The organism is Methanoculleus sediminis (assembly GCF_001017125.1).
GTDB classification, from domain to species: domain Archaea; phylum Halobacteriota; class Methanomicrobia; order Methanomicrobiales; family Methanoculleaceae; genus Methanoculleus; species Methanoculleus sediminis.
Genome location: NZ_JXOJ01000001.1, coordinates 148,488 through 175,113, shown reverse-complemented (window position 1 = coordinate 175,113; position 26,626 = coordinate 148,488). Strand labels below are relative to the sequence as shown.

The following is a 26,626-nucleotide window of genomic DNA, read 5'->3' as shown; positions in this document are numbered from 1 at the left end:
GAGCACCGCAGGTGCGAAGGTGCGGGGGAGGAGGCCGGAGGCCGGGCGGGGTGCGACGGACGGGACGTCTGGAGTTTGAGAAGACCGAAGGTCTTCGAGTGGGGTCAAAGGTAGAGCCTTACGGGGTAGAGACAGGGGAGGGGGGATGCTCCCCCTTCGCACCTGGCGGTGCTCAAACTCGCTTCGCTCGCACTCCCCGTCAGCCCCACCCCAATGGCGATATCCCTTGGAAGCCGTTTTCCGGCTTTAGTCTCCGATTCTCAAACTTGCCCGGATCCCCAGGCACCCCCGAGTATAGAGCATCTCTGCAACAGGGATTTCACCCACCAACACCACGCGCCCCGCCCCAACCCCCGCGCGCCTCCCGCCGGCCGGGGCGGGCATCATGGCGACCGGAATGACCGGTAGTGCGAACAAATTACTAAAAACAAGCAGACTTCGTGATATGAATGTGTGGGCTCATAATACGTGGGCGAGTGAGAACCACTCGCTCCACCTTCTCCAGCTGATCGGCAGGAATGTTTGCGATCGCGGATTATGAGGACGTGCAAATAAAAGGGGTTATGGAGTTGTTTACCGCGCCGGGATGATGAGCGAGCGCTCGCCGGCGGGCATGAACTCGCGGATGGCACCCTTCGCGAACTCGCGGCGGGGCTCGGCGAAGTCGAACCTCAGGCTCGGGTCGGCGAAGCAGACCTTCACGAGCGGGCTGTAGCAGAACGCGTCGCCGCGCCCGTAGTGGGAACCACCGACGATAGCGGCGTACTCGCCCTGGTGTCCGACGTTCATCGCGTAGTTCGGGTAGTTCGGGCCACGCAGTTCTCCCATCAGACCGCGGTCGGACTCCATGGAGAGGGAGTTCGCGGAACCGCACTGGTCCTGGAGGTCGTAGCCGAAGAAGCCGAGACGCGACCATCCGTCCTTGTGCAGGAGCATGGAGAGGTACCATCCGTTCAGACCGGCGTTCGAGTTGCCGGTACCGATGGAACAGGTCAGACCGGATGCGGCGGCGATGACACCGGCACGCTGGGAACCGCCGAAGTGGTCCTCCATCATGGTCGGGAACTGTTCGTACTGCTCCATGGCGTTGAGGGTAACCTCGGTTGCGAGGTCGTTGACGATCTCCTGGGTCGGCTTGATCTTGTCCTTCGCGCCCGGGTTGCGCCAGTCGACCTTGTACTTGTCCTTGATGTAGTCCATACCGTAGTAGGTGAACTCGTCGAGGATGTTGTCGGTGTAGGCCGCGGTTGCGTACTGCGTGAATCCGACACCGCCGGACATGTAGGAGCCGAGCCAGATCTGGTCGTAGAGCATGGTTCCGGCGCCGACGACCTCAAGGGCAGCCTTCGCGGGGTCGTTGGGGTACTTGCGGTTTGCCTGGACGATATCCGAGAAGACACCGAACTTGATACCGCCGGGCTCGTTCGGGCCACGGGCACGCCGGGCGGGCAGGACGGAACCCATGTTGACGACGCCTGCGTGCTTCGCAGCGTAGGAGAGGTCGGCGACGGCTGCTTCGCCGGCGCACATGCGGTAGGCAGCGATGAAGGACATACCGATCTGCATCGCAGACCACCGGGAGGTCGTTCCACCGTCGCAGGTCCTCGAGACCGCGGTCGGGATGTGGATTGCCTGGTACATGCTCTTGCCGACTTCGGCCTTGAGTTCCTCGGCCTGCTTTGCGGGGAAGAGCTTCTCGATGTTCAGGAGGAACTGGGGCTCGATGTCGTCTGCGAGCTCCTGGTCGCCGGTGAAGACCTTGACGTAACAGTCGTCGACGAGGCCGGGGTGGGTCTCGACCATGTGTTCCTGGACGACGGCGCCGCCGGGCATCGCGTGGTTCAGGATGTGGAGGTACTCGTTGATCGTCTCGGGAGTGACCTCTTTACCCAGACGCTTCTGCAGGGTCTGGTGAGCAAGGTCCATTCCGACGATGACGGTCCTGCGGATATCGTCCCACATCTGCTGCATCGCAGAGTTGTTGACGAAGTGCAGGTCGTCACCCTCCACAAAGACGCCGGTGCCGGAGACCTCGTAGGTCATCAGCTGGCGCTGGCCCATCGGGATACCGCCAAGGTGGCAGCGCTCGGGGTCGTACATGGCGATGCCACGGTCCATCTCGACGGCGCGGCTCGCCTTCATGAACTCCATCTTACGGGGAGACTGGCGGACACCGTTGAACTTGTAGAACTCGGCGGTCTCAGACTCGACGTCCTGGCCCTGGAACTTCTCCTTGAGAGCCTTCAGGAAGAGCTTCTGGGATCTTTCAATCTTTGCCATTGTAATCACTCCTCTTTCGGCATGAAGCCGTATTTCGTTCTCAGCGAGTGGATGCGCTGGACGTATTCGATGTACTCGGTGTCGTCACGGTAGGGGGTTCCTACGAGCGAGTGGTAGATCGTCGTGTGCGCCTTGAGCCACTTCTGGTCCATGGGCTTGCCGACGGCAACCGCACGGTCGAGAGGCTCGCCGATCTGGTTCTTGACGTACTTGACGATGCCGTCATCGCCGAGGACGTTCCTCTGGAGCATGTCGAACATCATGCCGTCTTCGGCGAGACGGAGCGAGTGGCCGTGCACGGTCGCACCGCGGATGCCGACGAGGGCAGGGTCGAACATCTCGGTCTCGATGAGTTCCTTGGAGTACTTCTCCAGGTCACGCTCGCGGCACTCGACGATCTGACGGCCGGAGAGCGTACCGGGGTCGATACCACGGAAGCGGTACATCTCGGTGTAGGTCCGCTGGTAGGGCTGCGAGGGAGCGTTGAACATCGAGTCCGCGAACTGGATGTAGCGGACGCGGTCGCCGGCCTTGGCACCCTCGGTGGGCTTGACGAGCTTGCGCATGGGGCAGTTGGGCTCCTGCTGCTCGGCGAGCGGGGGGTGAGCCGTCGGGTATGCCGATCCGGGAGCCCTGTGGCCGAGGATCAGCACGATGTCCTCATCCGTTACGGAACGAACCTTCTCAAGCTTCTGGTTGGGGTTCATCTGTTTGCGCCGGTTCTCGGCGACAACCGATGTCCCGGGACCGTACTGGGGCTTGTATGCCATTTTCATTCACCTCAAAGTGATTGATATCTTATCCATTTCCTGTCTTGAATGAGTTACAGCCATATTTCCGGATTTTATGCGCCTCGTGTCACTGTTCCGTCCGGATAACCACCGGTTTCTCCCCATTCCGGGGATCCGTGAGACCGACGAGCGATGTATCGGCGTCCGGCCCATACTTCGCGTAGTCCACGAGCGTCGGGGCGGTCTTCATGAACCTGCCTTCCTGGAGCAGGTAGGGGAACTCCACAAAGAAATCGTCGCAGAGCGATCGAATCTCCTCGATAGCGGAGGCGTCCTCGACTTCCAGGATGACCGTGCCCACCTGGACGCGCAGCGCAATCTCAGCGTCGGCGACGCGGATCGCTTTGCGGTCGGAGTGAGGGTTCGGGCTTCCCCGTGCCGGCCCGTACGGGACTTTCTTCGGGAGGCCGGGCCCGTGGATCATCATCCGGCGGATACCGGCGATGCCGGCAAGCATATTGAGCAGGCGTTCTGCGGTCGCGGGCTTGAGCATCCGTATGGGCACAATCCGGACCTGCGGAAATGCGGCGTTCGTCATTCGAATCTCTGCTCGCTCAGGCTCCGTTTGCGATCTGGTCGATCGGCTTGTTGAAGACGTCGATCTTACCGTAGGTGTCGGCAAAGAGCTTGGAGGTGCTCTCGGGCGAGAACATCTGGGTTCCGGCGTCGAGTGCCGCCGCAGCGACCACACACGGGATAGCCACGCCGTTGGCGTGCCGGGTCACGACGTGGTTGCCGTTGAAGATACCGGGGCCGCCACCACCGTAGATCGAGTGGCTGAAGAACGAGAACCCGACGGCGGTACCCATGACACGGCCGTAGTCGGTGCTCGGGAGACCGGTCTCGTGCTCGAGCAGGTCGTTGAAGTAGAGGAGCGTCGCGGAGACCGCCTGGGCGAACCGTCCGGCACCACAGTTGACGATGGTGGCTGCCATGGTTCCTGCGGCTGCGTAGGCGTTCCAGAGCATGGGGTCCTTCGTGTCGTAGAACTGGAAGTACCCGCCCTTCTTGCCCGGAGCGATGACCTTGTCCTCGATGGCGCGCTCGACCAGGCTCTGGACGACCGTACCAACGGTTCCCGTCTGGCCGTTTGCCTTGACGAGATCATAGACCATGTTGTTCGCGTTCAGGCCCTGGTAGGCGTAGGCGAGCAGCTGGGCGCGCTCGAACGGCCCGACAGCGGATCCCATCTCGAAGATACCGGCGGTCTCGAGGGTGGACGAGAGTGCTGCACCCTGCAGAGCGTTCCTGCCGGTCATCATGACCGTGTGGTTGACGGGGATGTTCCGGAGCGCGTAGCCGATACCCTCGTTGTTCTGGGGGATCGTCAGGATCGACGTGACAAGCGCACCTTCCATGTCCTGCGTGTGGGGGTAGCCGCCCCAGCAGGCCGCCTTGACGGTGGATGCATTGAAGGCGTCGATGTTGAACTGGTCGACGATCGAGAAGGTGGTCGCGGCTGCAACCGAGGTGATCGCGGCGTCGTAGGTGGACGCGTTGACCAGGCGCTTCGTCGGAACCTGGACAAGCAGAAGCTTTCCACCGTTGAACTCCATGATCTCGGTGTCGTCACCCTCCTCGACCTGGATCATCTCCTTGATCTTGGCGACGATCGCGTCCTTGTTCTCCATGATGGGGAGGTCGAGTTCTCTTCCCTTGATCTTGCCCTTTCCAAGCTTGCCAACCTTGAGTGCATCCTGGATGCCGCCGAGGTTTACGCTGATTGTCCTCTTGGTCAGGTCGATGATCTTACCTGTGGCCGGGTTAACCAGCGGGCTGATTCTGTCGAGGGTGACGCCGCTCTTGAGCAGCTTCCCGTCATCAGAATAGAGATCGATTGTTTCCGTGTATTTAGCCATAGTATTTCATCCTTTTACCCTTGTTCAATACGTTCCGTTCATGCAAGGGATCATGACAGTCATCTGTTTTAGATCCCTGAAGGCCGCTACTGCACGTCCCAAAAGGGACTATAAGAGTAGAAGGAGAGCTATTAATAAAATTTGCGAAATAAGGCGGATTTTTTTGCAAAAAGTAATATTAATATCAAATATATTCCCAATTGGATATTTTAAAATCGGGATTCAATAGTTCAAATAATTGAACTCAATCATTAAAAAGGGTTTCTCTCCGCTGCCCGTCAGGAGTTGTCCCCCGGGAAAGAAGGGCTGCAAAAGAGACATATTAAATATTACATAGAACAACACTAATAGCAATAATTAAAGTTACCAGTCCTGAAAAGTATTCAACTGTACCTGATTACCTAGGTAGGACGTAAAAATATATAATCCTACCCTTCTCCGGGGGGGATTTCCGGAGAACCAGATATCCAGACAGTCTTTTCTTAAATATCCATACCAGCGACCAGAAGGAAAAAGGATGTAATTATATACCTCCCCCACAATCAGGCCTATCCAGGACGATGAGAAGGGCATTCCACTTTCCCGCCTCTCTGGGGCTTCCATCCTGCGGTTCCCGCACCACCGACCGGCAGCGCCCTGTGCAGCGACCATTCCGCAATATATCGCGGATCAACCCACCCGGTAAAAAATAACCGGTTTCAAACACCCCGATGTAAAGCCTGTAATCTTTAGTTGCTTACAAATTCGGAATGGTTAAATACAAAACATTACAAGTTATGACAAAACGATCCGCCCGGTGCTCCGCCCGGATGTTTCGTTTCCTCGGGCGAGCAGATCCGCACCATGCCGGAAGGTTCTGCTCGCCGGGCACGGAGAATCCCGGCAGATCCTCCCAGAACGGAGTACCCGATAACGGGCGTTGCCGGGGTTCCCGCACCCTCTGCGGCCGGTCTCCCGAAAACCCGGAAGGCCGGCCTTTCCAACTACATCGAGGCAAAACCATGGCGAACAGGATTACATTGAACATGATCACCCAGCGCTCCATCGAAGAAGGCGTTGCGATGGAAAAGGGCAAAACGACCCCGGAATACTTCGAGGCCTGCTCCATCATCGAGATGCACGACGACGACGTCAGGGCGCTCGGCCTGGTTCCGAACCAGCTGGTACGGGTGACGAGCGAGTGCGGAAGCGTGGTCGTCAAGGCCGTCAGGGGGCGTCAGTCGCTTTACCCCGGCCTTGCATTCATCCCGCAGGGCGTCTGGGCAAACCAGGTGGTACCTCCCCGGACCCAGGCCACCGGGGAGCCGCAGTACAGCGGTTTTCCCGTGACGGTCGAGCCGGTGAACGGCGAGCGGCGCAAGAGTGCGCTCGAGCTCGTCCAGGGGGCTGTCGGCCTGTGGAGAGGTGATCAGTAATGCCAAAGAAGATTGAGAACGTCGGATGCCCCTACTGCGGCGTCTGCTGCGACGACCTTGTCGTGACCGTATCGGACGATGGAAAACAGATCCTCGAGGTGGAGAACGCCTGCGCCATCGGCAACCAGATCTTCCACCACGCGACAGGCAGCGAGAGAGTCAGGCTCCCCCGTCTCCGCCAGCCGGACGGTACCTACAAGGATATCTCCTACGACGAGGCGGTCGACTACGCGGCGAAAGTGCTCCACAATGCAAAGAAGCCCCTGATCTACGGGTTCGGATCGACCAACTGCGAGGGCATGGCCGCCGCGGCCAAGGTCGCCGAGAAGGCAGGGGCCGTGCTCGACAACTGCGCGTCCATCTGCCACGGAAGCTCGTTCCTGGCCATATTCGACAACGGCTACCCGAGCTGCACCCTCGGCGAGACGAAGAACCGGGCGGACGTCATCGTCTACTGGGGCGCAAACCCGGCCCACGCCCACCCGCGGCACATGTCCCGCTACTCGATCTTCCCCCGCGGTTTCTTTACCGGCAAGGGTCACAAGAGCCGCAAGATCATCGTCATCGACCCGCGGCACACCGATACCGCCCAGGTGGCGGACATCTACCTGCAGGTGAAGCAGGGGCACGACTACGACCTCTTCGACGCGTTCCGCACCGCCGCCCGGGGCCACGAGATCCCCGAGGAAGTCGCCGGGATCAAGCGCGAGAGGATCCTCGAGGTTGTCGAGATCATGAAGAAGGCCCGGTTCGGCACCATCTTCTACGGCATGGGCCTCTGTCACTCCGATGGCCGGAACCACAACGTGGACATCGCCATCAGCCTGACCCGTGACCTCAACGACTTCACCAAGTGGACGATCATGGCGATGCGGGGCCACTACAACATCACCGGGCCGGGCGCTGTCTGGTCATGGCAGTACGGGTTCCCCTACTGTCTCGACCTGACGAAGAGGGATATAGCCCACATGAACCCCGGCGAGACGAGCTCCGTCGACCTTGCCATGCGCGACGAGGTCGACGCCTTCTTCAACGTGGGAACCGACGCGGGCGCCCACTTCCCGATCGAGGCGGTCAAGCACCTCAAGAAGCACCCCTGGATCACCGTCGACCCGAACATCTGCATGGCCAGCGAGATCTCCGACCTCCACATCCCGGTTGGGGTCGTCGGGGTCGAGGTTCCGGGCATCGTCTATCGGATGGACAACGTCCCGATCCAGTACCGCAAGGTCATCGACCCGCCCGAGGGCGTCATCAGCGACGAGGAGCTCTTCGAGCGCATCCACAAGAGGCTCTGCGAGCTGGAAGCCGAAGAGGCTGCGAAAGGACCTGCAAAGGCCACGCCGGCCGGTGTCCGCGCGGAGGAGTGAAGCATGAGCGAACTACTGATCAGGAACGGATTCGTCTTCGACCCCCTGCAGGGGATCAAGGGCGACCGCATGGATATCGGAGTCAAGGACGGCAAAATCGTCGAACCGGGCACTCTCAAGAACGCGAAGACGATCGACGCGGCCGGCATGACCGTGATGGCGGGCGGCGTCGATATCCACTCCCACGTGGTCGGGCCGAAGGTGAACGTCGGCCGGCTCTTCCGGCCGGAGGACAAACTCTTCAAGAGCCCCTACAAATCCCCTACGTGCAGCCGCATGGAGATGGGCTCCTCCGTCCCCTCCACGTTCAAGACCGGCTACGACTATGCGCGGATGGGCTACGTCTTCGTCAACGAGGCGGCGATGCCCCCGCTCCATTCCCCGCACGTCCACGAAGAGATCCGCGATACCCCGATCATCGACAACGCCGCGATGCCGGTCTTCGGGAACAACTGGTTCACCCTTGAATACCTCAAGAACAACGAGATCGAGAACAACGCAGCATATACCGCCTGGCTTCTGCGGGCAACCCGCGGGTTCGGCATCAAGGTCGTCAACCCCGGCGGCTCCGAAGCCTGGGGATGGGGACTGAACTGCGTGAACATCCACGACCCGGTCCCCTACTTCGACATCACGCCGGCGGAGATCGTGAAAGGCCTCATCGAGACGAACGAGTTCCTCGGCCTGCCCCACTCGGTGCACCTGCACTGCAACAACCTCGGGAACCCCGGCAACTACGTCGACACGATCGAGTCGCTCAAACTCGCCGAGGGCTACGCCCCGAAGAACGACTTCGGCCGTGAGCAGGTGCTGCACCTCACGCACCTCCAGTTCCACTCCTACGGCGGCGACTCCTGGGGCAACTTCGAGTCCCGGGCAAAAGACGTGATGGACTACGTCAACGCCCACGACAACCTCACCTTCGATATGGGCCAGGTGACCCTCGACGAGACCACCACGATGACCGCCGACGGGCCGTTCGAGCACCACCTCTGCTCCCTCAACCACCTGAAGTGGGCGAACGTGGACGTGGAACTCGAGACCGCTGCGGGCGTCGTGCCCTACATCTACAGCCCGAAGGTCAAGGTCTGCACCATCCAGTGGGCCGTCGGCCTGGAGCTGGCCCTCTTCTCGAAGGACATGATGCGGACGTTCATCACGACCGATCACCCGAACGCGGGGCCGTTCACCCGCTACCCGCAGGTCATCACCTGGCTGATGAGCAGGGCTGCGCGTGACGAGACGATGAAGACGTTCAAGTGGCTTGACAAGACGATCGACGCCACCTCCATCGACAGCATCGACCGCGAACTCGATCTTTACGAGATCGCGCAGATGACCCGTGCAGGGCCGGCAAAGGCGCTCGGCATCAGCAACACCTATGGCGGGCTTGCCCCCGGCATGGATGCCGATATCGCCGTCTACGCCCTCAACCCCGAGAATATGCCCTCCGACCCGACGGATATCGAGAAGGCTTTCTCGCGGTGCGCCTGGCTCGTCAAGGACGGCATCGTGACCGTCCGGGACGGCGAAGTCATCGCGGAGCCCGCGAAGCGGACGGTCTGGGTCGACGTCAAGGTCCCGGAGAACGCGCAGGTGCAGAGAGATATCTACGAGCACTTCCTCCGGCACTACAGCGTGAAACTCGACAACTACTCGCTCTTCGACGAGCACCTCCACAACCCGCGGGTGATCGAGGTCGATACGACACAATGAGGTGATGAGAAGCATGAAGACAGTAACCCTCACCCTGACCAACTCCCCCGAGCTCATGCTTGAGGGGCAGAACATCACTCCGGACAACTTCGCAGGCAAGAAAGCCGCCGAGATAGCTGCCCTCGATGTCTGGGAAGGCAAACAGAAGAGCCCGCTCGGGAAGTACTTCACCGTTGAAGGCGACGGTGCAGCGACGGCTGAAGAGACGAAGATCGTTCTCCGGGGAGACTGCACCCGCGTAAAAAGGATCGGGCAGCAGATGACCGCCGGCGAGATCGTCATCGAAGGCAACGCCGATATGTACATCGGCGGCTGGATGAAGGGCGGGAAGATCCACGTCAAAGGGGACGTCGACTCGTTCTGCGGCATCGGGATGGAAGGCGGCGAACTCGTCGTCGACGGAAACGCCAAGAGCCACCTGGGCTCATCCCCCCGCGGCGAGTGGCGCGGCATGCAGGGCGGGCTGATCCGGGTCGCCGGAAGCGTCGCGAACGATACCGCCACGTTCATCAACGGCGGGACGATCGTCATCGGCGGCGACGCGGACATCCATGTCTCCACCCACGGCGAAGGTGGCACCGTCATCATCAAGGGCAACGCTAAAGGCCGTGTCGGCGGACAGATGGTGAAAGGCGACATCTACGTCTACGGAACGATCGAGAACCCGCTCCCGGGATTCCAGATGGTCGGCGAGGTCGAGCAGGAGGTCGACGGCGAGACCGCCCGATTCGCCCACTACATCGGGGACCTCGGCGAACGCCATCCGGTCTCCAAGGGCAAGACGGTGTATGCGAACCTCTACACCCGAATCTAACTTTTTTTACAGGAACTGCCGGCGCCGCCGGGAAGAGACGATGATATGGGCGTAACGTTATGGTGAGACGGCGCCTCGCGTCAAAACCGCTTGCACAGGTCAGGGAGCTGCTGCGTTCGGCCTTTCCGTGCCCCGACGGGACTGTCACCCTCCCGGTTGCCGGGGCGGCCGGACGGGTGACGGCGAAACCCGTCTGCTCGCTGCTGACCGTTCCGGAAACAGATATCGCCGCCAGAGACGGTTTCGCCGTCGAGAGCGGCGCGACACCCGGGACGGGCGGCGGAAGCCCCGTCCCGCTCAAAAACCCGCACCGGGTGAACACCGGGAACGCAATCCCCACCGGCTACGATGCGGTCGTCATGATCGAGGACGTCGTCGAAAAGGACGGGAACTGGTATACCGACAACCCGGTGCTCCCCGGAGAGCATATCCATCCGGCCGGCTCGGAGATCCGGCGGGGTGAGCTGATCCTCCCGGCCGAACACCGGATACGCCCCTGCGATATCGGGGCGCTCCTCTCCTGCGGGATCGCCATGGTGGACGTGCGGGAGGTGAAGGTCGGCCTCATCCCGACGGGGAGCGAACTGGTACCGGCAGGCGAGTGCCCGGGGCCGGGAGGGGCCGTCGAGAGCAACACCGCCGCTAGCGCGGCACTGCTCGGAGAGGCCGGCGCCACCTGCACCCGCCACGCAATCGTCCACGACGATCCCGTACTGCTCCGGCAGGCCATCACTGACGGCATCCGGGAAAACGATCTCCTCCTGATCTCCGCCGGGTCGTCGGCAGGCACCCGGGATTTTACTGCCGCCATCATCGGCGACCTCGGCGAGGTGCTCGTCCACGGCATCGCGATTAAACCGGGTGAACCGGCCATTATCGGCCGTGTCGACGGCAAACCGATCATCGGGCTCCCGGGATACCCGATCGCCGCCCTGACAGCCGTACGGGAGCTCGCCCTCCCCCTGCTCGCGGCGTGGGGATTTCACCCCCGGCCGGCGGAGCGCCTCCGCGCCCGGCTCGACAGGACGATCACGGCAGATCCCGGCTACGACGAGTTCGTTCTCCTCACCGTCTCGCGGGCAGGCGATCGCTACACCGCGACTCCCCTGCGCCGGGGAGGCGGCACGCAGATGGCATTGGTGCGTGCAAACGCTTACCTGCACGTCCCCGCAGGCACCAGCAGCATCTGCGAAGGCACGGTGATCGAAGCCCTGCTGACCGGGCCGTACCGGGAGGCGGACGAAGCCTTCGAACCCGCGCCGGAGTGTTCGGTGCGGAGAACGGCACTTCCGGTGAAGGACTGCCAGTAACGGGACTCCCGCGCTCAGGTTCCCGCCGTACCGTCGGTCGCGTTTCCGGCCGAACCGTTCCGGCAGCCCCCCTCCTCGCTCTCGCAGGTCTCCGTGAGGGTGCGGATGCGCTCTTCGAGATGCGGGAGATTCTCCTGGAACTCCCGTGCGAGCAGGAACGTCCGGACGGCGTCGCCCATCCCCCGGTGGGCGGCGAGGAGGTGGCGGTACTCCCGCGGGACGGGATACCGGAAGTGCGTCGAGGCGACGGTGGAGTCGTCGGCGGAAAAATCGATGAGCCGGGCGAGGCGGTCGAGGGAGAGGACCTGTTTCATCTGGAAGCGTCGCCGGATCTCCCGCTGGAGGTCGACCAGCACGCACCCGTCGAGCGAGAAATCTGCGGCCCGGAAGGCTCGCTTCTCCATATCCGCAGCAAAAACGACTATCGCCGGGGCATCCCCAGACGAGACGATCGAATCCATGAAGAGCCGAAGATCGGCAAACGCTTTTTTTGCCGTCGTCTTTGCCGCGGGCACCCCGTCGCCCGGGATCCGGTAGGAGTGATCGTAGGGCATCCCGTACTCGCCGCGCCCCATGTTTGCCACGGTCGTCGCGACACCGACGGTCTTGCCGCACTCGTCGGTCACTTTCTTCCATATCTCGACGTCGATATCATAGCGGAACTGCTCGCCGACGTAGCGGACGCTATCTTCCCCTGACCGGTGAACGACCGCACCGATCTCGATCGGCATCATGACCTCCCGACAGGTGCCGTAGACGTACCCGAACTCGATGTCCAGATAGACACGCCTGCCCGCCTCGTCCGCTGCCGGCTGCACCACGAATAAGATCTCTCCGGCGGCAACGAAAAGGTTTCCCGGATGTTCCGTCTCCGGCAAAGGTTTATCCGGCAGGACATAAGCCATTCTATAGAGAAGAGCAGCAGGACGTCCTGCACCCGACGGACATGAAACTCTCCACCATCTGGACCAGATTTCGTATCGGCAGCCTTTGCAGGAGAAGGCTCCCCCGGCGCCCGGAGCCCGGCGCCCTCGACCGGGAGGCGGAAGTGCGTGCGCTCCTCGCCCGCCCCCCGTTCGGGATCACCGACGTCGCGGACGCCGCCCTTTCCCTCTACGACCGGGCGCTGACCCACCGGTCGTACGCGAACCGCGGGGAGTACCCGGCAGCGACGTTCGAGGACAACGAACGACTCGAGTTTCTGGGGAACTACGTCCTCGACTTCGTCATAGCCGACCACCTCTACGGCGAGTACGATCTCCCGCCGGGCGAGATGAACCGGAGGCTCCAGGTGACCAGGAACACGAAACTCGCCGAGATCGTCCGGCGGCAGGGCCTCGGCATCGACGGCGCCGTCAGGCGGCGCGGGCAGCCGCCGACCGACTCGATCGTCGCCGATGCCTTCGAAGCCCTGATCGGCGCGATCTACCTCGACCGCGGCCTCGACGTCGCCCGGGATGTGGTGCTCGCGATCTTCGAAGAAGAGATCGCGGAGTGCGACACCCACAGGAACTATCGCGGAAGGCTCCAGGAGTACGTCGCACGGGAGAACCTCGGCGACCTCGAGTACGCCTTCCGGCAGACCGGCCCCGGGAACTGCCCGGTCTGGGCCGCCCGGGTGACGGTCGGGGGAATTCCGTTCGGAGAGGGCGAGGCAAGAACCAAACAGGGCGCGGCGATGCTCGCGGCAAAAGAGGCGCTCGGCCGCATCGGGAGGGGATGAGATGCGGCCGGCCGGCCGGGACGCGACGGTCGCGGTCGCCCGGTGCGACGACTACGCGCCGGGGAAGGTCGATGCGGCCGTCCGCCGTGCGGTCGACCTCGTCGGTGGCATCGGGAGGTTTGTGTCGCCGGGAGAGAGCGTCCTCCTCAAGCCGAACCTCCTGCAGGGGCAGGAACCGGAACGGTGCGTCACCACGCACCCGGCGGTCGTCGCTGCCGTCGCCCGGCTTCTTACGGAGCACGGATGCCGGGTCGTCATCGCCGACAGCCCCGGGGCGGGGATCGTCTACAGCGAGGCGAACCTGCGGCGGGCATACGCGCGGTCGGGGTTTGCCGCGGTGGCCGAAGAGACCGGCACCGCCCTGAACTACGACACCGGCTCGCAGATAGTACCGTTCTCGGAAGGCGAGGTGATGAAACAGTTCTCCATCATCACCCCCGCCGTAGAGGCCGACGCGATCGTGGTCGTCTCGAAAGCCAAGACCCACATGTGGACGCGGATGACCGGTGCCGCAAAGAACCTCTTCGGGATCATCCCGGGACTCGAGAAACCGGTCTTCCACTTCCGGTTCCAGGACGAGTACGCCTTCGGCCGAATGCTCGTCGACCTCAACGAATGCGTGAAACCCCGGCTCCAGATCGTGGACGCGGTCATGGGGATGGAGGGGGACGGCCCCCAGGCGGGCAGCCCGCGAACGATCGGGGTCATCCTTGCCGGGAGCGATTACGCGGCCGTGGACACCGTCCTCGCGCGGCTCATCGGCATGGACCCGCTCGAGATCGGAAGCACGAGAATCGCGGCCGAGCGCGGGCTTCTCGATCCCGGGACCGTCAGGACGATCGGCGACGACCCGGCGGAGTTCGCGGTCCCGGACTTCCGGAAACCCTCGACCTATACCGGGGGCAGGGCGGGCGTCTGGCGGCGGGTGATGCTCGCCGTCGTCCAGCGGTTCGGGCGAACCTACGCCCCCCGGCCCGGCGTGATCGCGTCTTCGTGCATCGGCTGTGGGAAGTGCGAGCGGATATGCCCCGTGCACGCGATCACCGTCGCCGAAGGTAAGGCGACGATCGATCTGTCGCGCTGCATCCGGTGTTACTGCTGTCACGAGATGTGCACCGAGCGCGCCATCGCCCTCTCCCGGGGCCTCACCGGGAAACTCCTCGCCCGCCTGCTCGGGTGAAGACACCCCCGCCAAAACACTCATGGCCGATCGGAGAAAGAGCAGGGGCCATGTCATGCCCGTTCTGCAACCCGGCCCCCGAGGATATTGTTGCCGCTAACGACCTCTGCTACGCCCGCTACGACATCCACCCGGTGAACCCCGGCCATCTGCTCGTGATCCCCTTCCGGCACGTCGGGAGTTACTTCGATACGACCGATGAAGAGAGGACGGCCCTCGCCCGGCTCATCGACGACTGCAGGAGGATCACCGACCGCGACCGTCACCCCGACGGCTACAACATCGGCGTCAACGTCGGGGAGGCCGCGGGCCAGAACGTCATGCACGTCCACATCCACTTCATCCCGCGCTACCGGGGCGATGCCAGCACGGAGGAGGCGTTCGGGGCGTGATACCGTGCGAACCGGAGTAGCGGCGATCCCCGATATCCGGGCATGGTTTCCGGGGATGTCGTCGTGTCCCCGTGCCCGGCATAGCGGCAGCAGGCATGCACCGGCCGATGCCCCGGGTGCTCATTTGGAATGATTAATTATGCAAGTAGGGCATAGGTACCCTACGAGGGACAATAGTGCAGACGCTGCTCTTCCTAATATTATTCCCCATCCTCGTCGCGTGCCTTTTATTGTTCGTGAAGCGGACGACGCTGCGCTACGCGGTGGTCGCCCTCTCGGCTCTCGCTATCGGCGGGGCTTCGATATACCTGCTTATGCGGTATGCGCTCGAGGGCGCGGTCTATTTCGCCGCGCCGTCGGAGACGGTCAGCCTCGCCATGGTAGCCATCGAGATGGGTCTCGCGCTCTTCATCATCTACATGGGCGCCAAGTTCAGGAATTACCCGGCAATCGCGCTGGCCGTCATCCAGGCGGCGCTGGTGGTATACCTCGAGGCCACGTTCTCGGGGAGCCTTCATGCGGTCAACAACCTCTTCATCGACCAGTTCTCCATCATCATGGCCCTGATCATCGGGATCATCGGGAGCCTCATAGCCGTATACGCGGTCAGGTACATGGAGACCTATCACCACCACCACCCGGAGGTGCGTAACCGGCAGAAGATGTTCTTCTTCGTCATCTTCGTCTTCCTTGCCGCGATGTTCGGCCTGGTCTTCTCGAACAACCTCATGTGGGTCTTCTTCTTCTGGGAGATCACCACAATCACATCGTTCCTGCTGATCGGCTACTCGGAGACCGAAGAAGCGACGAATAACGCCTTCCGCGCGCTGGTGATGAACCTTCTCGGCGGGGTCGCGTTCGTCGTCGCGCTCATCATCCTCGCCGCAACCGAGGCGACGAGCGGCGGCATCGATCTCGCCCGGGTGCTCGCCTCCAGTGATGCGGCCATCATCCTGCTTCCGGCCGCCCTGATCGGGTTTGCCGGGATAACGAAAGCCGCGCTGATGCCCTTCTCCTCCTGGCTTCTCGGGGCGATGGTGGCCCCGACCCCGGTCTCGGCCCTGCTCCACTCGAGCACCATGGTCAAGGCCGGCGTCTACATCCTGGTCAGGTTCTCGCCGGTCTTTGCCGGGACGCTTGCCGGGTTCTCCATCGGCCTCGTCGGCGCCGTGACCTTCGTCGTCGCATCCGCTATCGCGATATCGCAGAACAACGCAAAACTGGTTCTCGCCTACTCGACGATAGCGAACCTCGGCCTGATAGCCGCCTGTGCGGGTGTCGGAACCTACATGCTCGTCTGGGCCGCCATTCTCCTGATCATCTTCCACGCCGTCGCGAAGGCGCTTCTCTTCCTCGGGACAGGGGCGATCGAGCACCGGATCGGGAGCCGGGACATCGAGGATATGGAGGGCCTGATCGTCCGGATGCCCAGGATGGCGGTGATGATGTTCATCGGGATCGCCGGCATGTTCCTTGCGCCCTTCGGTATGCTGATCTCCAAGTGGGCGGCGATCGAGGCGTTCGTCCAGGTCCAGGCTCCCTTCGGCCTGATCTTCATCGCGCTCCTCGCCTACGGGAGCGCCATCACGGTCTTTTTCTGGGCTAAATGGATGGGCAAACTCGTCGCGGTCACCAGGAACCAGGAGCGGGTGGAGAAAGGGTTCTTCGAGGAGTCCTGGGGCCCCCTCTATATCATCACCGGCCTCGTGATAGCGGCCGTTCTCCTCTTCCCGGTCATCTCCTCGATACTGATCGAGCCGTACGTCCTTGCCATCTACGGGGTTACGGCGCTCATGGCGCAGGCGAACGTCGCCATCATGCTCCTGATGATGGCCCTCCTGCTGATCCTCCCGGTCTCGTTCCTCCTCTTCAGGAGAAGCGCGAAGCGCCTCCCGGCCTACATGGGCGGGAGGCCGGCGACGCCGGATCTGCACTTCGCCGGATCGCTCGGCCTGACCCGGGAGGCACAGACCCGGAACTACTACCTCGCCGAGTACTTCGGCGAGGCAAAACTCTTCCTCCCGGGAGCAGTGGTCTGCACCGTCCTGATCCTGGCATCGTGGGTTCTCGCGGGGGTGGCGCTATGACCTGGACCTGGCTGATAGGAGCGGTACTCTTCCTCGTCCTCGCCCCCGTCGTCGGCGGCCTCATCGCGGGAGTCGACAGAAAGATCACCGCACGGATGCAGGGGAGGGTCGGGCCGCCGCTCCTGCAGCCCTTCTACGACGTAGGGAAACTCTTCGAGAAGGAGAGTGTCGTCGTCACGACGGCGCAGAACTTCTACGTTCTCGCCTACCTGATCTTCATCGCCCTCTCCGGCGCGCTCTTCTTCGCGGGAGGGGACCTCTTACTGATCATCTTCGCCTTCACGCTCGCCCACGTCTTCCTGGTGCTCGGGGCCTACGCGGTTCACTCGCCCTACAGCCACATCGGGGCGGAGCGCGAACTGATCCAGCTGATGGCCTACGAACCGATGATCATCCTCGCGGCCGTCGGGCTCTACATGATCACGAACAGTTTCTACGTCGCCGATATCGCCGTGACGACCATACCGGCCATCCTCTACCTGCCCGGCGTCTTCCTCGGCTTCGCGACCATCCTCACGATCAAACTCAGGAAGTCGCCCTTCGACATCTCGACGTCGCACCACGCGCACCAGGAGATCGTCAAGGGCATCACGACGGAGTTCTCGGGATCGACGCTCGCCCAGGTCGAGATCGCCCACTGGTACGAGAACGTCTTCCTGCTCGGGTTCGTCTACCTCTTCTTTGCCTGGAACCCCGTGATCGGGATCATCGCGGTCGTGGTGACGTATCTCGCCGAGATCTTCATCGACAACGTCACCGCACGGGTTCGGTGGCAGGCGGCGCTGAAGAGCGGGTGGTTCGCCGCAGTGATCGGCATCGTGAACCTGGCGATCCTCGCCTATATCCTCGGATATATGATGACTGGAGGTGCATGAGTACCATGGCATTCCTGAAGCGATCACCCTGGATCCTTCACTACGATGCATCAAGCTGCAACGGGTGCGACATCGAGGTGCTTGCGTGCCTCACACCGCTCTACGACGTGGAGCGGTTCGGCATCATCAACACCGGAAACCCGAAGCATGCCGATATCCTGCTGATCACCGGCGGGATCAACGCGCAGAACCGGGAGGTGGTCGAGAACATCTACGAGCAGATCCCCGAGCCCAAAGTCGTCGTTGCGGTCGGCGCCTGCGCCGCAACCGGCGGCGTGTTCCGGGAGTGCTACAACATCGTCGGCGGCATCGACAAGGTTATCCCCGTCGACGTCTATGTCCCGGGATGCGCGGCAAGGCCGGAACAGATCATCGACGGCGTCGTAACCGCGCTCTCGATTCTCGAGGAGAAACGGGCGAAGATGACCGGGGCGGCGCGGATAAAAGAGGATGCGCGGCACGCGGAACAGGCAGGTGAGAGCACATGACAGTAAAAGAGGAGCAGACAATCATCGACGTCGCGCTGGAGAACCTCACGTCAGAGGTCGAAAGGGTTCATGCCGACGGGTACCGCCTCGTCCAGATCGGGTGCACGGACATCGACGGGTCGTACGAGGTCAACTACTCGTTCGATAAGGGCTACCAGTTCAAGAACCTCCGCCTGACGATCGGACCGGAGACGGAGGTGCCGAGCATCTCCGGGATCTACTGGGGAGCGTTCGTCTACGAGAACGAGATGCATGACCTCTTCGGAATCCCGGTCACTGGGATCAACATCGACTTCAAAGGAACGTTCATCAAGACGGCGGAGAAGTATCCGTTCAGCGTCACGAGAGCAGGAGGCGACCGATGCCGGAACGTATAATTGTACCGTTCGGACCGCAGCACCCGGTGCTGCCGGAACCGATCCACGTCGACCTCGTCCTCGAGGACGAGAAGGTGGTGGAGGCGATCCCCTCGATCGGTTACATCCACCGGGGGCTCGAGCAGCTCGTGCAGAAGCGCGAGTACACCGAGTACGTCTACGTGGCGGAACGGATCTGCGGGATCTGCAGTTTCATCCACGCGCTCTGCTACAGCCAGGGCATCGAACATATCATGGGGGTCGAGGTCCCGGACAGGGCACGCTACCTCCGGACGATCTGGTCGGAGTGCTCGCGTCTTCACTCGCACCTTCTCTGGCTCGGGCTCTTTGCGGACTCCATGGGCTTTGAGAACCTCTTCATGAGGTCCTGGCAGCTCCGGGAGAGCGTGCTCGACGTGCTCGAGGACACCACGGGCGGCCGGGTCATCCAGGGCACCTGCAAGGTCGGCGGGGTCAGGCGCGACATCGGGCAGGAGAAACTCGACGAGATGCACCGTGCGCTCGATCCCTTCGAGCAGAACTGTCGGGATCTCGGCGACGTCTTCTTAAACGACGATACGGTGAAATACCGCCTCCAGGGGCTCGGGGTCATCACCAAGGACGAGGCCTACGATCTTGGTGCGGCCGGGCCGACCGCCAGGGGGAGCGGGGTCGCGATGGATCACCGCGAAACAGGCTACGCCGCCTACGGCGATCTCGGCTTCAAGCCGGTCGTCGAGACGGCCGGCGACTGCTACGCCCGGTGCGCCGTCCGGGTCAAGGAGGTCTACGCTTCCATCGACCTGATCCGCCGGGCGATCGAGGAGATGCCCGGAGGACCCATCGACGTGAAGGTCAAGGGAACGCCCGACGGCGAGTACTTCTCCCGCGCCGAGCAGCCGCGGGGGGAGGTCGTCCACTACCTCAAGGGCGACGGGAGCAAGCACCTTGCCCGGGCCAGGATAAGGACGCCGACGCTCGCGAACATCCCGCCGCTCGTGAAGATGCTCCCCGGCGCCCAGCTCGCGGACGTCCCGGTCGTCGTCCTCTCGATCGATCCCTGCATCAGCTGCACGGAGAGGTGAAGTGGGAATGGGCATATTTCAGATGACAAAGACGGTTATCCGGAACCTTCTCGGGGGCCCGGCCACCCGGCAGTATCCGGCGGTGCCGGCGCGGACATCCCCTCTCACCCGGGGGCACGTCGCCTTCGACCCGTCCACCTGCCGCTCCTGCAGCCTCTGCTCGAAGCGGTGCCCGTGCGAGGCGATCCGTCTCGACAAGGAGGCGAAGGTCTGGGAGATCGACCGGATGCGGTGCATCGCCTGCGGCGACTGCGTCGAAGGCTGCCCGTTCGGAAGCCTCACGATGGAGCAGGCCTACCTCCCGCCGGTGGTGGAGCACGTGGTGGAGCGCTACACCATCACCTACGTGAAACCCGAGAAGCCGGCGAAGAAACCGGCCGAAGAGAGCGCCGGCGCGTGAAGTGGGGGGCCGGGACCCGAACCCCCCGGCAAGAACTTTTTTCGAACGCCAATTACAGATCACTCACGCGAAGACGCGAAGGCGCGAAGTCCAAGATAAACTTCTTTCTCCCTTCGCGTTCTTCGCGCCTTCGCGTGAGGCCGTATCACTGTCCCCTACAACCAGCTCTCACGCGAAGTGTGCATCAAGCATTCCATCGGTTTCGTGTCCGGGCATGGATCTGGATGGCACGAAGATGATGCCTCACTTCCTCACCAGCGGATGCACCATGTGGATGATGTCGTAGGTGTTGCTCGGGTAGGCCCACGGAATCGCATCGAGCGTCAGATCGTCCACCGTCAGGCCGTGTTTGATCGCGAGAGCGAAGATGTTGATCACCTCCTCGACGTGCGGCCCGATGAGGTGGGCGCCGAGAACCCGGCGGGAGTCTTCGTCGACCAGGAGTTTGTAGCCGGCGTGCTTCTGGCCGACGCCCCGATTCGTGAACCGCCCGGAGAGGTCGCCGGCGTTGGCGATGTAGGAGATCCCCCGCTCCTTCGCCTTCTCCTCCGTGAGCCCGACGGAGGCGATGGGCGGATTCGTGAAGACGGCGCTCGGGACGACGGTGTAGTCCGCGACGCGGGCGTCGCCGCCCAGGATGTTGTCGACGACGATGTGAGCGTCCGCCACCGCCACCGGCGTCAGCTGCGGGCTTCTCGGGTTCGCATCCCCGGCAACGTAGACCGCGGGATTCGAGACGCTCCGGAGACGGTCGTCGACGACGATCCCCCGGCGGTCGGTCTCGACGTTCCCGGCGGCGGGGTCGAGTTCCCCGACCGCAGAAACCCTGCCGGCGCCGTGGACGACCATATCGGCACCGAAGGTCTTCTCCTCCCCGCTCTTTCCGGCCCGCACGCGGAGGGCGGCGGCGCCCCTCTCGACAGAGACGAGCGGCATGTTCATCTGCACGTCGATCCCCGCCTCGACAGAAGCCAGCAGCAGCCGGTCGACGATATCGGGATCGAATCCTGAGAGAACCCGGCCGCTCCGCTGCAGGATGGTCACCGCCGACCCGGCAGCGGCGGCGACGTGGGCGAATTCAAACGAGATGTAGCCCCCGCCGACGAAGACGATCCGTTCGGGGAGCGCTTCAAGGTAGAAGAAGTCGTCGCTCGACGTCATCAGATCCTCGCCCGGGACGCCGATCGGCCGGGCACGCGCACCGGCGGCGACCACGATGTAGCGGGCGACGAGCGTATCGTCGCCGACCGCCACCCGGTCCGGGCCGGCAAAGCGGGCAACCCCGTGGTAGGTATGGATCCCCGCCCCCCGGAAGCCTTCCTCCTTCCGCCGGGGAATGGGATCGGTGAAGGTCCTCTCAAAGGCAACGAGCTGCGGCCAGTCGATCGCGACCGCGCCCCGGATACCGTTCCCCTGCTGGTCACGGACACGGGAAACCACTTCCGCGGCACCGGCAAGCACCCTTTTGGGGACACAGCCCCGCAGGGCGCACGTCCCCCCGTATTCCCGGGAATCAACGATCGCTACTTCCATCCCGGTCTTTCTGCAATGCCAGGCGATGTCGGAACCGGCAACCCCCGTCCCGATAACGACGACATCGTAATCCCGCTCCATGGTGAGGCTACGGTTGCTGCAGGGCGTCATAAAGGTTTACCCCGGGCGCGAGAAAGGCGCGAGATCAGAAGTAGAGAAGAGAGACGACGCCGACGGCGATGAGGATGAAGACGATCGTCATGACGCTCCCGGGCACGATGTAATCCCGGGTCCGGTAGTTCCCCGGACCCATCAGGAGGGCGTTCACCGGGTGCGTCGGGAGGAGGAAGGAGTTGGAGGTGCAGATCCCGACGAGAAGCGCAAGGCCGCGGGGATCGAGCCCGAACGAACCCGCCATAACCAGCGCCAGCGGGACCAGAAGGACGGTGGCGGCGATATTCGACATGACAAGCGAGAAGGCGGTCGCGAGGACCGCAACCGCGACGAGGATGAGGGGCGTCGGGTATCCGGCGACCAGGCCGGCCGTCTGGTCGGCGATGAATCTGGCTGTCCCGGTCGTCTCCATGGCGATGCCGAGGGGAAGAAGCCCGGCAATCAGCGTGAGCGTTCGCCAGTCTATCGCCCGGTAGACCTCGCCGATCGGGACGACCCGGAGGAGGATCATCGCGAGCACTCCCGAAAGAAGGCTCGTCGCGATCGAGAGCCCGGTGTAGGTGAGGCCGACGGCAGCAAGAAAGCAGATGACGGCGACGGGCGCGCCGCGCTCGCGAACCCCCGCACGCCCCTCGACGGGAGTCACCATGACAAAGTCCCGGTTCGTGGCGAGCGCCCGGAGCCGTTCCCACCGCCCTAAAACGACCATCGCGTCCCCCGCCTGCAGCGGGCGGTCGGCAAGGTTCTGCCGCTGCTCCTCGGTTCCGGAGAGGAGGATCAGCACCTCGACGCCGTAGGTCACCCGGAACTCGAGGTCGCGAAGTGTTTTGCCGACGATCTCTCCATACGGGCGGACAATCACCTCCGCAAAACCCACATTCGGGTCGGCCATCACGTTCGCGGTGCTCTCCCCCGCCCGAACCCACTCGAGCCTGAAATCTTCTATGAACCCCCTGACATCCTCATCCTGTCCGAGAATGCCGAGTTCCTGCCCGGCGGCGAACCGGGTGTAGCGCCATGGGGTGTAGACGACTTCGCCCCGCTCGGCGAGGGAGATGAGATGGAGGTTGTAGCGCGAGATCATGTGCGCCGCCTCCCGTGTCATCCCTACGAGCGGGCTTCCCGCCGGAACCCGCAGATAGAATATCAGGCAGGGGGGGCACCAGGTCCGGATGAGTTCCTCCTGTGGGCTCAGCCGCGCCTTCTCGCGCCGGGGGAGGACCCGGTCGCCGAAGAAGCAGAAGAAGGCGATACCGGCAAGCAGGAGCGGCACGCCGACGGGCGTGACGGCAAAGAGCCCGAAGGGGGCATACCCCTGCTGGGAGAGGAGATCGTTGAGGATGATGAGGGTGCCCGCCCCCACCATGCTGATGGTGCCCCCGAGGATCGCGGCATAGCCGACGGGCAGGAGAAGCCGCGACGCCGGAACCCCGGAAAGCGACGATACCCGCAGGAGCGAGGGGAGGAAGACGGCGGTCGCTCCGACACTCTGCATGAACGCCGAGAGCGAGCCGGCGACGATGGATGCGGCGGCGATGAGCCGACGCTCGCCGGTCCCGGCTAACCCTACGATCGCGCGGGCAATGCGGATCGTCACCCCGGTCCGGTCGAGCCCGCGGCCGAGCACCATCACCGAGAGCATCGCGATGACCGCGCTGCTCGAAAACCCGGAGAGGGCCTGTGCCGGCGTGACGAGCCCGAGCCACGCGAGTGCGAGAGTCACGAGCACGGCGGCGACGTCGACCCTGACGGCGCCGGAGATGAAGAGGACGGCAGTGCCGGCCACCACCAGCAGGGTGAGGAGGACCTCGGTCTCCATCGGGCACCCGGGGGTGAGCGGAGCAGAAAAAGGTGCGGGCGAACGGTCTCGAAACCGGCCGGAGCGTTACTGCCCGTACACGTCGCGGGTGACCCGGTGCGGCTCAAACCGCCCGCGGTGGAAGACCCGGACCTCGACCTCCGCACCCTTCCTGAAGTCCCGCATCAGGAGGTCGTACGTCCGCCGGACGTAGCGGAGGCCCTCCCGGGCAAAGAGGTCGCGGAGAGCCTGCCGGAACCGGATCTCCTGCTCGAGAAACGCCGCCTCGTAAGCCCGGGTCTCCCGGACAATCCGGGCGCACTCGGCATCGTCGATCGGGTTGTTGTAGGACCCGTGCTTGTTCAGACCGCCGATCTGCCGCCAGTCGACGGTGCCCTTCTCGTCGGCCTCCCGGTGGAGCATGTAGGGGTAGACCCGGCAGATGGCGAACCGCCGGTCATAAATGCTGCACCTGCCGCCCTCGAGGAAAATGCAGGAACCGTCCGGTTTCGTCCGGAGGGCGTATCCCGAGACGTAGAACCTCTCCTCCTGATCGCAGGCATCGAACGCGGGCGCCGGGACGACGGCGTCCGGCAGGATCGAGCGGACGCTGTCGGTATCCTCCTCCAGCAGAAAGACGTGGCCGTTGAACTCCCGCGTGCAGCACCGGCCGCAGCAGTCGCAGGAGAACCCCACCTCCCGGATGATCGCGATGAACTCGTCTTCCGGGAACCTGATAAGCCTCTCCCGTTCCGCTTCAAGGGCAGCAATCTGTTCGTCGAACGTGAACGTAACCGGCAGCCTCCATTGTCCCCCCGGCACGAAGGCCGGGACGCTTGTTCAGGTGTTGGACGGGAAGGGGGATATGTACTTCGGCACCCGCCGGTTCACGGTTTTTTCCCGACGGTCGCAACGTAGATCAGGAACTGGCGTTCGCCGTCGATGTCGAGCAGCAGGTTCATCGCCGCGTCGTCGAAGGCGGCGATCGCACAGACCCCGCACCCGACGCCCGATGCCGCGAGGTAGAGGTTCTGGCAGACGTGGCCGGCGTCGAGATGGAGGTAGCGGTAGCCGCGCTCGCCGTAGCGCCACGTCATCCGATCCGGGACGGCAGTCCAGAGGAGGGTGACGGCGCTCTCGAGCACATGCGGCTGGTTCAGGCACCCCGCCGCAATCTGCCGCGCGACGCCGGGATCGCGCGACTCTTCGGCAAGGCGGTGCTCCAGCGCGAGGTAGCGGTAGAGACCCGGCGGGACACCCTCGACCCGGTTGACCAGCAGGTAGGTCTCGAGCGCGTGCCGTGCGCCCGCGGACGGGACGGTGCGGAGGGTGAACGTTCCGTCGACGGCGCGCCTGACCCCCTGGGTGCACCAGAGGAGGAACGCAGTCTCCGCAAGCGTGAGCGGTTCCGCCGCGTAGTTCCTGACGCTCTCCCGCTGCTCGATCGCGTCCCGGAGATCGACGGCAGGAATGACGATATCGTCGGGCGCAGGCAGCGGAACGACCGTCTTCGCCTTCGTGTACGGGACCTCGAGAGGAGGAGGCGGACGGCCGAGCATCTGATCCGACGGCGGCTGGTTCCCGAACTCCGTCCTCTGCATGAACTCTCTTCCCGCTCCGTGCAGGAACCTGGCTCCCGGGGTGAACATGGCGGTTCGGTGGATCATGAGAGAGATAACCCTTTGCCCGGCACACCGCTCGGATTCGGAAACGTATTAGCAGACCGCATCCAACGTAGATCACCACTTCCGAGGCATCTTCGTGATCGTGACCATTCTGATACTCGCCGTCGGCATAGCTCTCCTCGTCAAAGGGGCCGACCTCTTTGTAGGCGGCGGAAGCGGCCTGGCACTGCGGTACAGCATCTCCCCGGCCCTGATCGGGTCCACGATCATCGCGTTCGGCACCTCGCTCCCGGAACTCGTCGTCAGCACGAACGCCGCAGCCACGGGGAACTCCGAAATTGCGCTTGGAAACGTCATCGGGAGCAACATCGCGAACATCGCTCTCGTACTCGCTCTCTGCACCTTCATACGGCCCGGCATGGTCGCCGCATCCGGGGCGTCGCGCTCATCGCTCGTCCGGCACACCATGCTGATGCTCGCCGCGACGGCAGCCTTCGCTCTCTTTGCAATAAGAGGCACGCTCGACATCGTCGCCGGAACGGTCTTCCTCCTCCTCTTCGTAGCAATCCTCGTCATTCTCCTGCGGGAAAGGCGCGAGGAGGGGGAGGTCGAGATCAGGTCCCACGGCTGGGCCGACGCCCTCTACATCGGCCTCGGGCTCGTCGCCGTCATCGTCGGGGCGCAGCTGGTCGTCGACGGCGCCGTCACGCTCGCGGAGGCGTTCGGGATCCCGGCGTTCGTCATCGGCGTATCGGTCGTCGCCGTCGGCACGTCGCTTCCGGAGCTCGCGACCTCGTTCGTGGCCGCCGTGAGAGACGAGGGCTCCATCTCCATCGGCAACATCCTCGGGAGCAACATCTTCAACCTCCTCCTGGTCCTCGGGATTAGCCTCCTCCTCGCCCCGGCCACCATCGGGTCGCCCGTCGACATCATCGTCGTCGTCCTCTTCTCGGTCGCGATCCTCCCCCTGCTCTTTGCCCGTCCCTCCGTCGTCCGGGGCTGGTCGGCCCTCCTGCTCCTCGCCTACGCCGCCTACATCGCCTGGAGCTTCGGGGCGGTGCCGATCGGGTGAGAGGATGTTCAGAACCGTCGTTCTTCGCGTGAGCACCGAAGGTGCGAAGGGGGGTTACAGGTAATTAGGCCAAACTTCGCGTCCTTCGCGGCTTCGCGTGAGTGAATTGGGGGATATCGACAGAACTTCACGCGAAGAACGCGAAGCCGCGAAGGGGAATTTTTCACCTTTCTACCGAATTTCGCGTTCTTCGCACCTGCGGTGCTCACGTTCCTGCCCACGCATCTCGCACCTCCGGTGCTCGAACTCCGTTCCCATGGAACGTCGTTCCTACCGGCGCTCAAGCTCCCTCCCCGCAGGGGAGGTCGCACTTCGCATCACCCGAAGACTTCGAAAATATTCG

The 26,626-nt window shown here is 63.2% G+C and carries 24 protein-coding genes; 15 read left to right on the top strand and 9 right to left on the bottom strand.

Annotated elements, in window-relative coordinates; genetic code table 11:
- Window positions 1-573: 573 nt before the first annotated feature.
- The 4 genes from mcrA to mcrB all read right to left on the bottom strand — a co-directional run bounded on the left by mcrA (window position 574) and on the right by mcrB (window position 4,930).
- Entirely contained in the window at window positions 574-2,280 is a 1,707-nt protein-coding gene (gene mcrA / locus SZ63_RS00875; protein ID WP_048179676.1) for a coenzyme-B sulfoethylthiotransferase subunit alpha, read from the bottom strand.
- A gap of 5 nt (window positions 2,281-2,285) precedes the next feature.
- On the bottom strand, window positions 2,286-3,050 hold the full coding sequence (gene mcrG, locus SZ63_RS00870; RefSeq protein WP_048180729.1) for a coenzyme-B sulfoethylthiotransferase subunit gamma: 765 nt from the start codon (window positions 3,048-3,050) through the stop codon (window positions 2,286-2,288).
- An 88-nt stretch (window positions 3,051-3,138) separates the two neighbouring features.
- Window positions 3,139-3,609 carry a methyl-coenzyme M reductase operon protein D gene (gene mcrD / locus SZ63_RS00865; RefSeq protein WP_048179673.1) on the bottom strand — a complete coding sequence of 157 codons (471 nt, stop codon included), beginning with the start codon at window positions 3,607-3,609 and terminating at the stop codon, window positions 3,139-3,141.
- A 16-nt stretch (window positions 3,610-3,625) separates the two neighbouring features.
- Window positions 3,626-4,930: a coenzyme-B sulfoethylthiotransferase subunit beta gene (gene mcrB / locus SZ63_RS00860; protein WP_048179672.1), complete on the bottom strand. Its 1,305-nt coding sequence runs from the start codon at window positions 4,928-4,930 to the stop codon at window positions 3,626-3,628.
- 1,001 nt (window positions 4,931-5,931) lie between these two features.
- On the opposite strand from mcrB, the gene SZ63_RS00855 reads away from it, so the two are divergent.
- From SZ63_RS00855 to SZ63_RS00835, 5 genes are read left to right on the top strand one after another with little or no spacing between them, the layout of a single operon-like run.
- The gene (locus SZ63_RS00855; RefSeq protein ID WP_048179669.1) at window positions 5,932-6,345 is read left to right on the top strand and encodes a molybdopterin dinucleotide binding domain-containing protein; all 414 of its coding nucleotides are present in this window, start codon (window positions 5,932-5,934) and stop codon (window positions 6,343-6,345) included.
- Window positions 6,345-7,715, top strand: a complete 1,371-nt coding sequence (locus tag SZ63_RS00850) for a formylmethanofuran dehydrogenase subunit B (RefSeq protein ID WP_048179667.1) — start codon at window positions 6,345-6,347, stop codon at window positions 7,713-7,715. Before SZ63_RS00855 ends, SZ63_RS00850 begins: the two co-directional genes overlap by 1 nt.
- A gap of 3 nt (window positions 7,716-7,718) precedes the next feature.
- Complete coding sequence (locus SZ63_RS00845) at window positions 7,719-9,431, top strand: formylmethanofuran dehydrogenase subunit A (protein WP_048179665.1); 1,713 nt, start codon at window positions 7,719-7,721, stop codon at window positions 9,429-9,431.
- Between the two features lie 13 nt (window positions 9,432-9,444).
- A complete protein-coding gene (locus SZ63_RS00840) occupies window positions 9,445-10,245 on the top strand; it encodes a formylmethanofuran dehydrogenase subunit C (RefSeq protein WP_048179662.1) in 801 nt (266 codons plus the stop codon).
- A gap of 59 nt (window positions 10,246-10,304) precedes the next feature.
- Window positions 10,305-11,555, top strand: a complete 1,251-nt coding sequence (locus SZ63_RS00835) for a molybdopterin-binding protein (protein ID WP_048179659.1) — start codon at window positions 10,305-10,307, stop codon at window positions 11,553-11,555.
- Between the two features lie 14 nt (window positions 11,556-11,569).
- Here the strand turns inward: SZ63_RS00835 and SZ63_RS00830 are convergent, their stop codons facing one another.
- Window positions 11,570-12,376, bottom strand: a complete 807-nt coding sequence (locus SZ63_RS00830; protein WP_241481208.1) for a hypothetical protein — start codon at window positions 12,374-12,376, stop codon at window positions 11,570-11,572.
- A 125-nt stretch (window positions 12,377-12,501) separates the two neighbouring features.
- On the opposite strand from SZ63_RS00830, the gene SZ63_RS00825 reads away from it, so the two are divergent.
- The 9 genes from SZ63_RS00825 (at window position 12,502) to SZ63_RS00785 (ending at window position 20,141) form a co-directional block, all read left to right on the top strand.
- On the top strand, window positions 12,502-13,278 hold the full coding sequence (locus SZ63_RS00825; protein ID WP_052959024.1) for a ribonuclease III family protein: 777 nt from the start codon (window positions 12,502-12,504) through the stop codon (window positions 13,276-13,278).
- A gap of 1 nt (window position 13,279) precedes the next feature.
- A complete protein-coding gene (locus SZ63_RS00820; protein WP_048179653.1) occupies window positions 13,280-14,458 on the top strand; it encodes a DUF362 domain-containing protein in 1,179 nt (392 codons plus the stop codon).
- 50 nt (window positions 14,459-14,508) lie between these two features.
- Window positions 14,509-14,850: an HIT family protein gene (locus tag SZ63_RS00815; protein ID WP_338151809.1), complete on the top strand. Its 342-nt coding sequence runs from the start codon at window positions 14,509-14,511 to the stop codon at window positions 14,848-14,850.
- Window positions 14,851-15,026: 176 nt separating this feature from the next.
- Entirely contained in the window at window positions 15,027-16,937 is a 1,911-nt protein-coding gene (locus tag SZ63_RS00810; protein WP_048179651.1) for an NADH-quinone oxidoreductase subunit 5 family protein, read from the top strand.
- On the top strand, window positions 16,934-17,812 hold the full coding sequence (locus SZ63_RS00805; protein ID WP_048179649.1) for a respiratory chain complex I subunit 1 family protein: 879 nt from the start codon (window positions 16,934-16,936) through the stop codon (window positions 17,810-17,812). Before SZ63_RS00810 ends, SZ63_RS00805 begins: the two co-directional genes overlap by 4 nt.
- A gap of 5 nt (window positions 17,813-17,817) precedes the next feature.
- On the top strand, window positions 17,818-18,300 hold the full coding sequence (locus SZ63_RS00800; RefSeq protein ID WP_048179646.1) for an NADH-quinone oxidoreductase subunit B family protein: 483 nt from the start codon (window positions 17,818-17,820) through the stop codon (window positions 18,298-18,300).
- On the top strand, window positions 18,297-18,677 hold the full coding sequence (locus tag SZ63_RS00795) for an NADH-quinone oxidoreductase subunit C (protein WP_048179642.1): 381 nt from the start codon (window positions 18,297-18,299) through the stop codon (window positions 18,675-18,677). Before SZ63_RS00800 ends, SZ63_RS00795 begins: the two co-directional genes overlap by 4 nt.
- The gene (locus tag SZ63_RS00790) at window positions 18,662-19,741 is read left to right on the top strand and encodes a hydrogenase large subunit (protein WP_048179638.1); all 1,080 of its coding nucleotides are present in this window, start codon (window positions 18,662-18,664) and stop codon (window positions 19,739-19,741) included. The genes SZ63_RS00795 and SZ63_RS00790 overlap by 16 nt, the downstream gene beginning before the upstream one ends.
- Window positions 19,742-19,763: 22 nt before the next feature.
- Entirely contained in the window at window positions 19,764-20,141 is a 378-nt protein-coding gene (locus SZ63_RS00785; RefSeq protein ID WP_338151807.1) for a 4Fe-4S dicluster domain-containing protein, read from the top strand.
- Window positions 20,142-20,384: 243 nt separating this feature from the next.
- Here SZ63_RS00785 and SZ63_RS00780 read toward each other — a convergent pair whose 3' ends face one another.
- From SZ63_RS00780 to SZ63_RS00765, 4 genes are all read right to left on the bottom strand, one after another.
- A complete protein-coding gene (locus tag SZ63_RS00780; protein WP_048179631.1) occupies window positions 20,385-21,755 on the bottom strand; it encodes a dihydrolipoyl dehydrogenase family protein in 1,371 nt (456 codons plus the stop codon).
- 64 nt (window positions 21,756-21,819) lie between these two features.
- A complete protein-coding gene (locus tag SZ63_RS00775; RefSeq protein ID WP_048179628.1) occupies window positions 21,820-23,607 on the bottom strand; it encodes an SLC13 family permease in 1,788 nt (595 codons plus the stop codon).
- 66 nt (window positions 23,608-23,673) lie between these two features.
- Window positions 23,674-24,408, bottom strand: coding sequence for a YkgJ family cysteine cluster protein (locus SZ63_RS00770; RefSeq protein ID WP_241481207.1), 735 nt, complete (start codon window positions 24,406-24,408; stop codon window positions 23,674-23,676).
- Between the two features lie 65 nt (window positions 24,409-24,473).
- Window positions 24,474-25,253 carry a SagB/ThcOx family dehydrogenase gene (locus SZ63_RS00765; RefSeq protein ID WP_241481206.1) on the bottom strand — a complete coding sequence of 260 codons (780 nt, stop codon included), beginning with the start codon at window positions 25,251-25,253 and terminating at the stop codon, window positions 24,474-24,476.
- Between the two features lie 100 nt (window positions 25,254-25,353).
- On the opposite strand from SZ63_RS00765, the gene SZ63_RS00760 reads away from it, so the two are divergent.
- The gene (locus tag SZ63_RS00760; RefSeq protein WP_241481205.1) at window positions 25,354-26,283 is read left to right on the top strand and encodes a calcium/sodium antiporter; all 930 of its coding nucleotides are present in this window, start codon (window positions 25,354-25,356) and stop codon (window positions 26,281-26,283) included.
- Window positions 26,284-26,626: the final 343 nt, after the last annotated feature.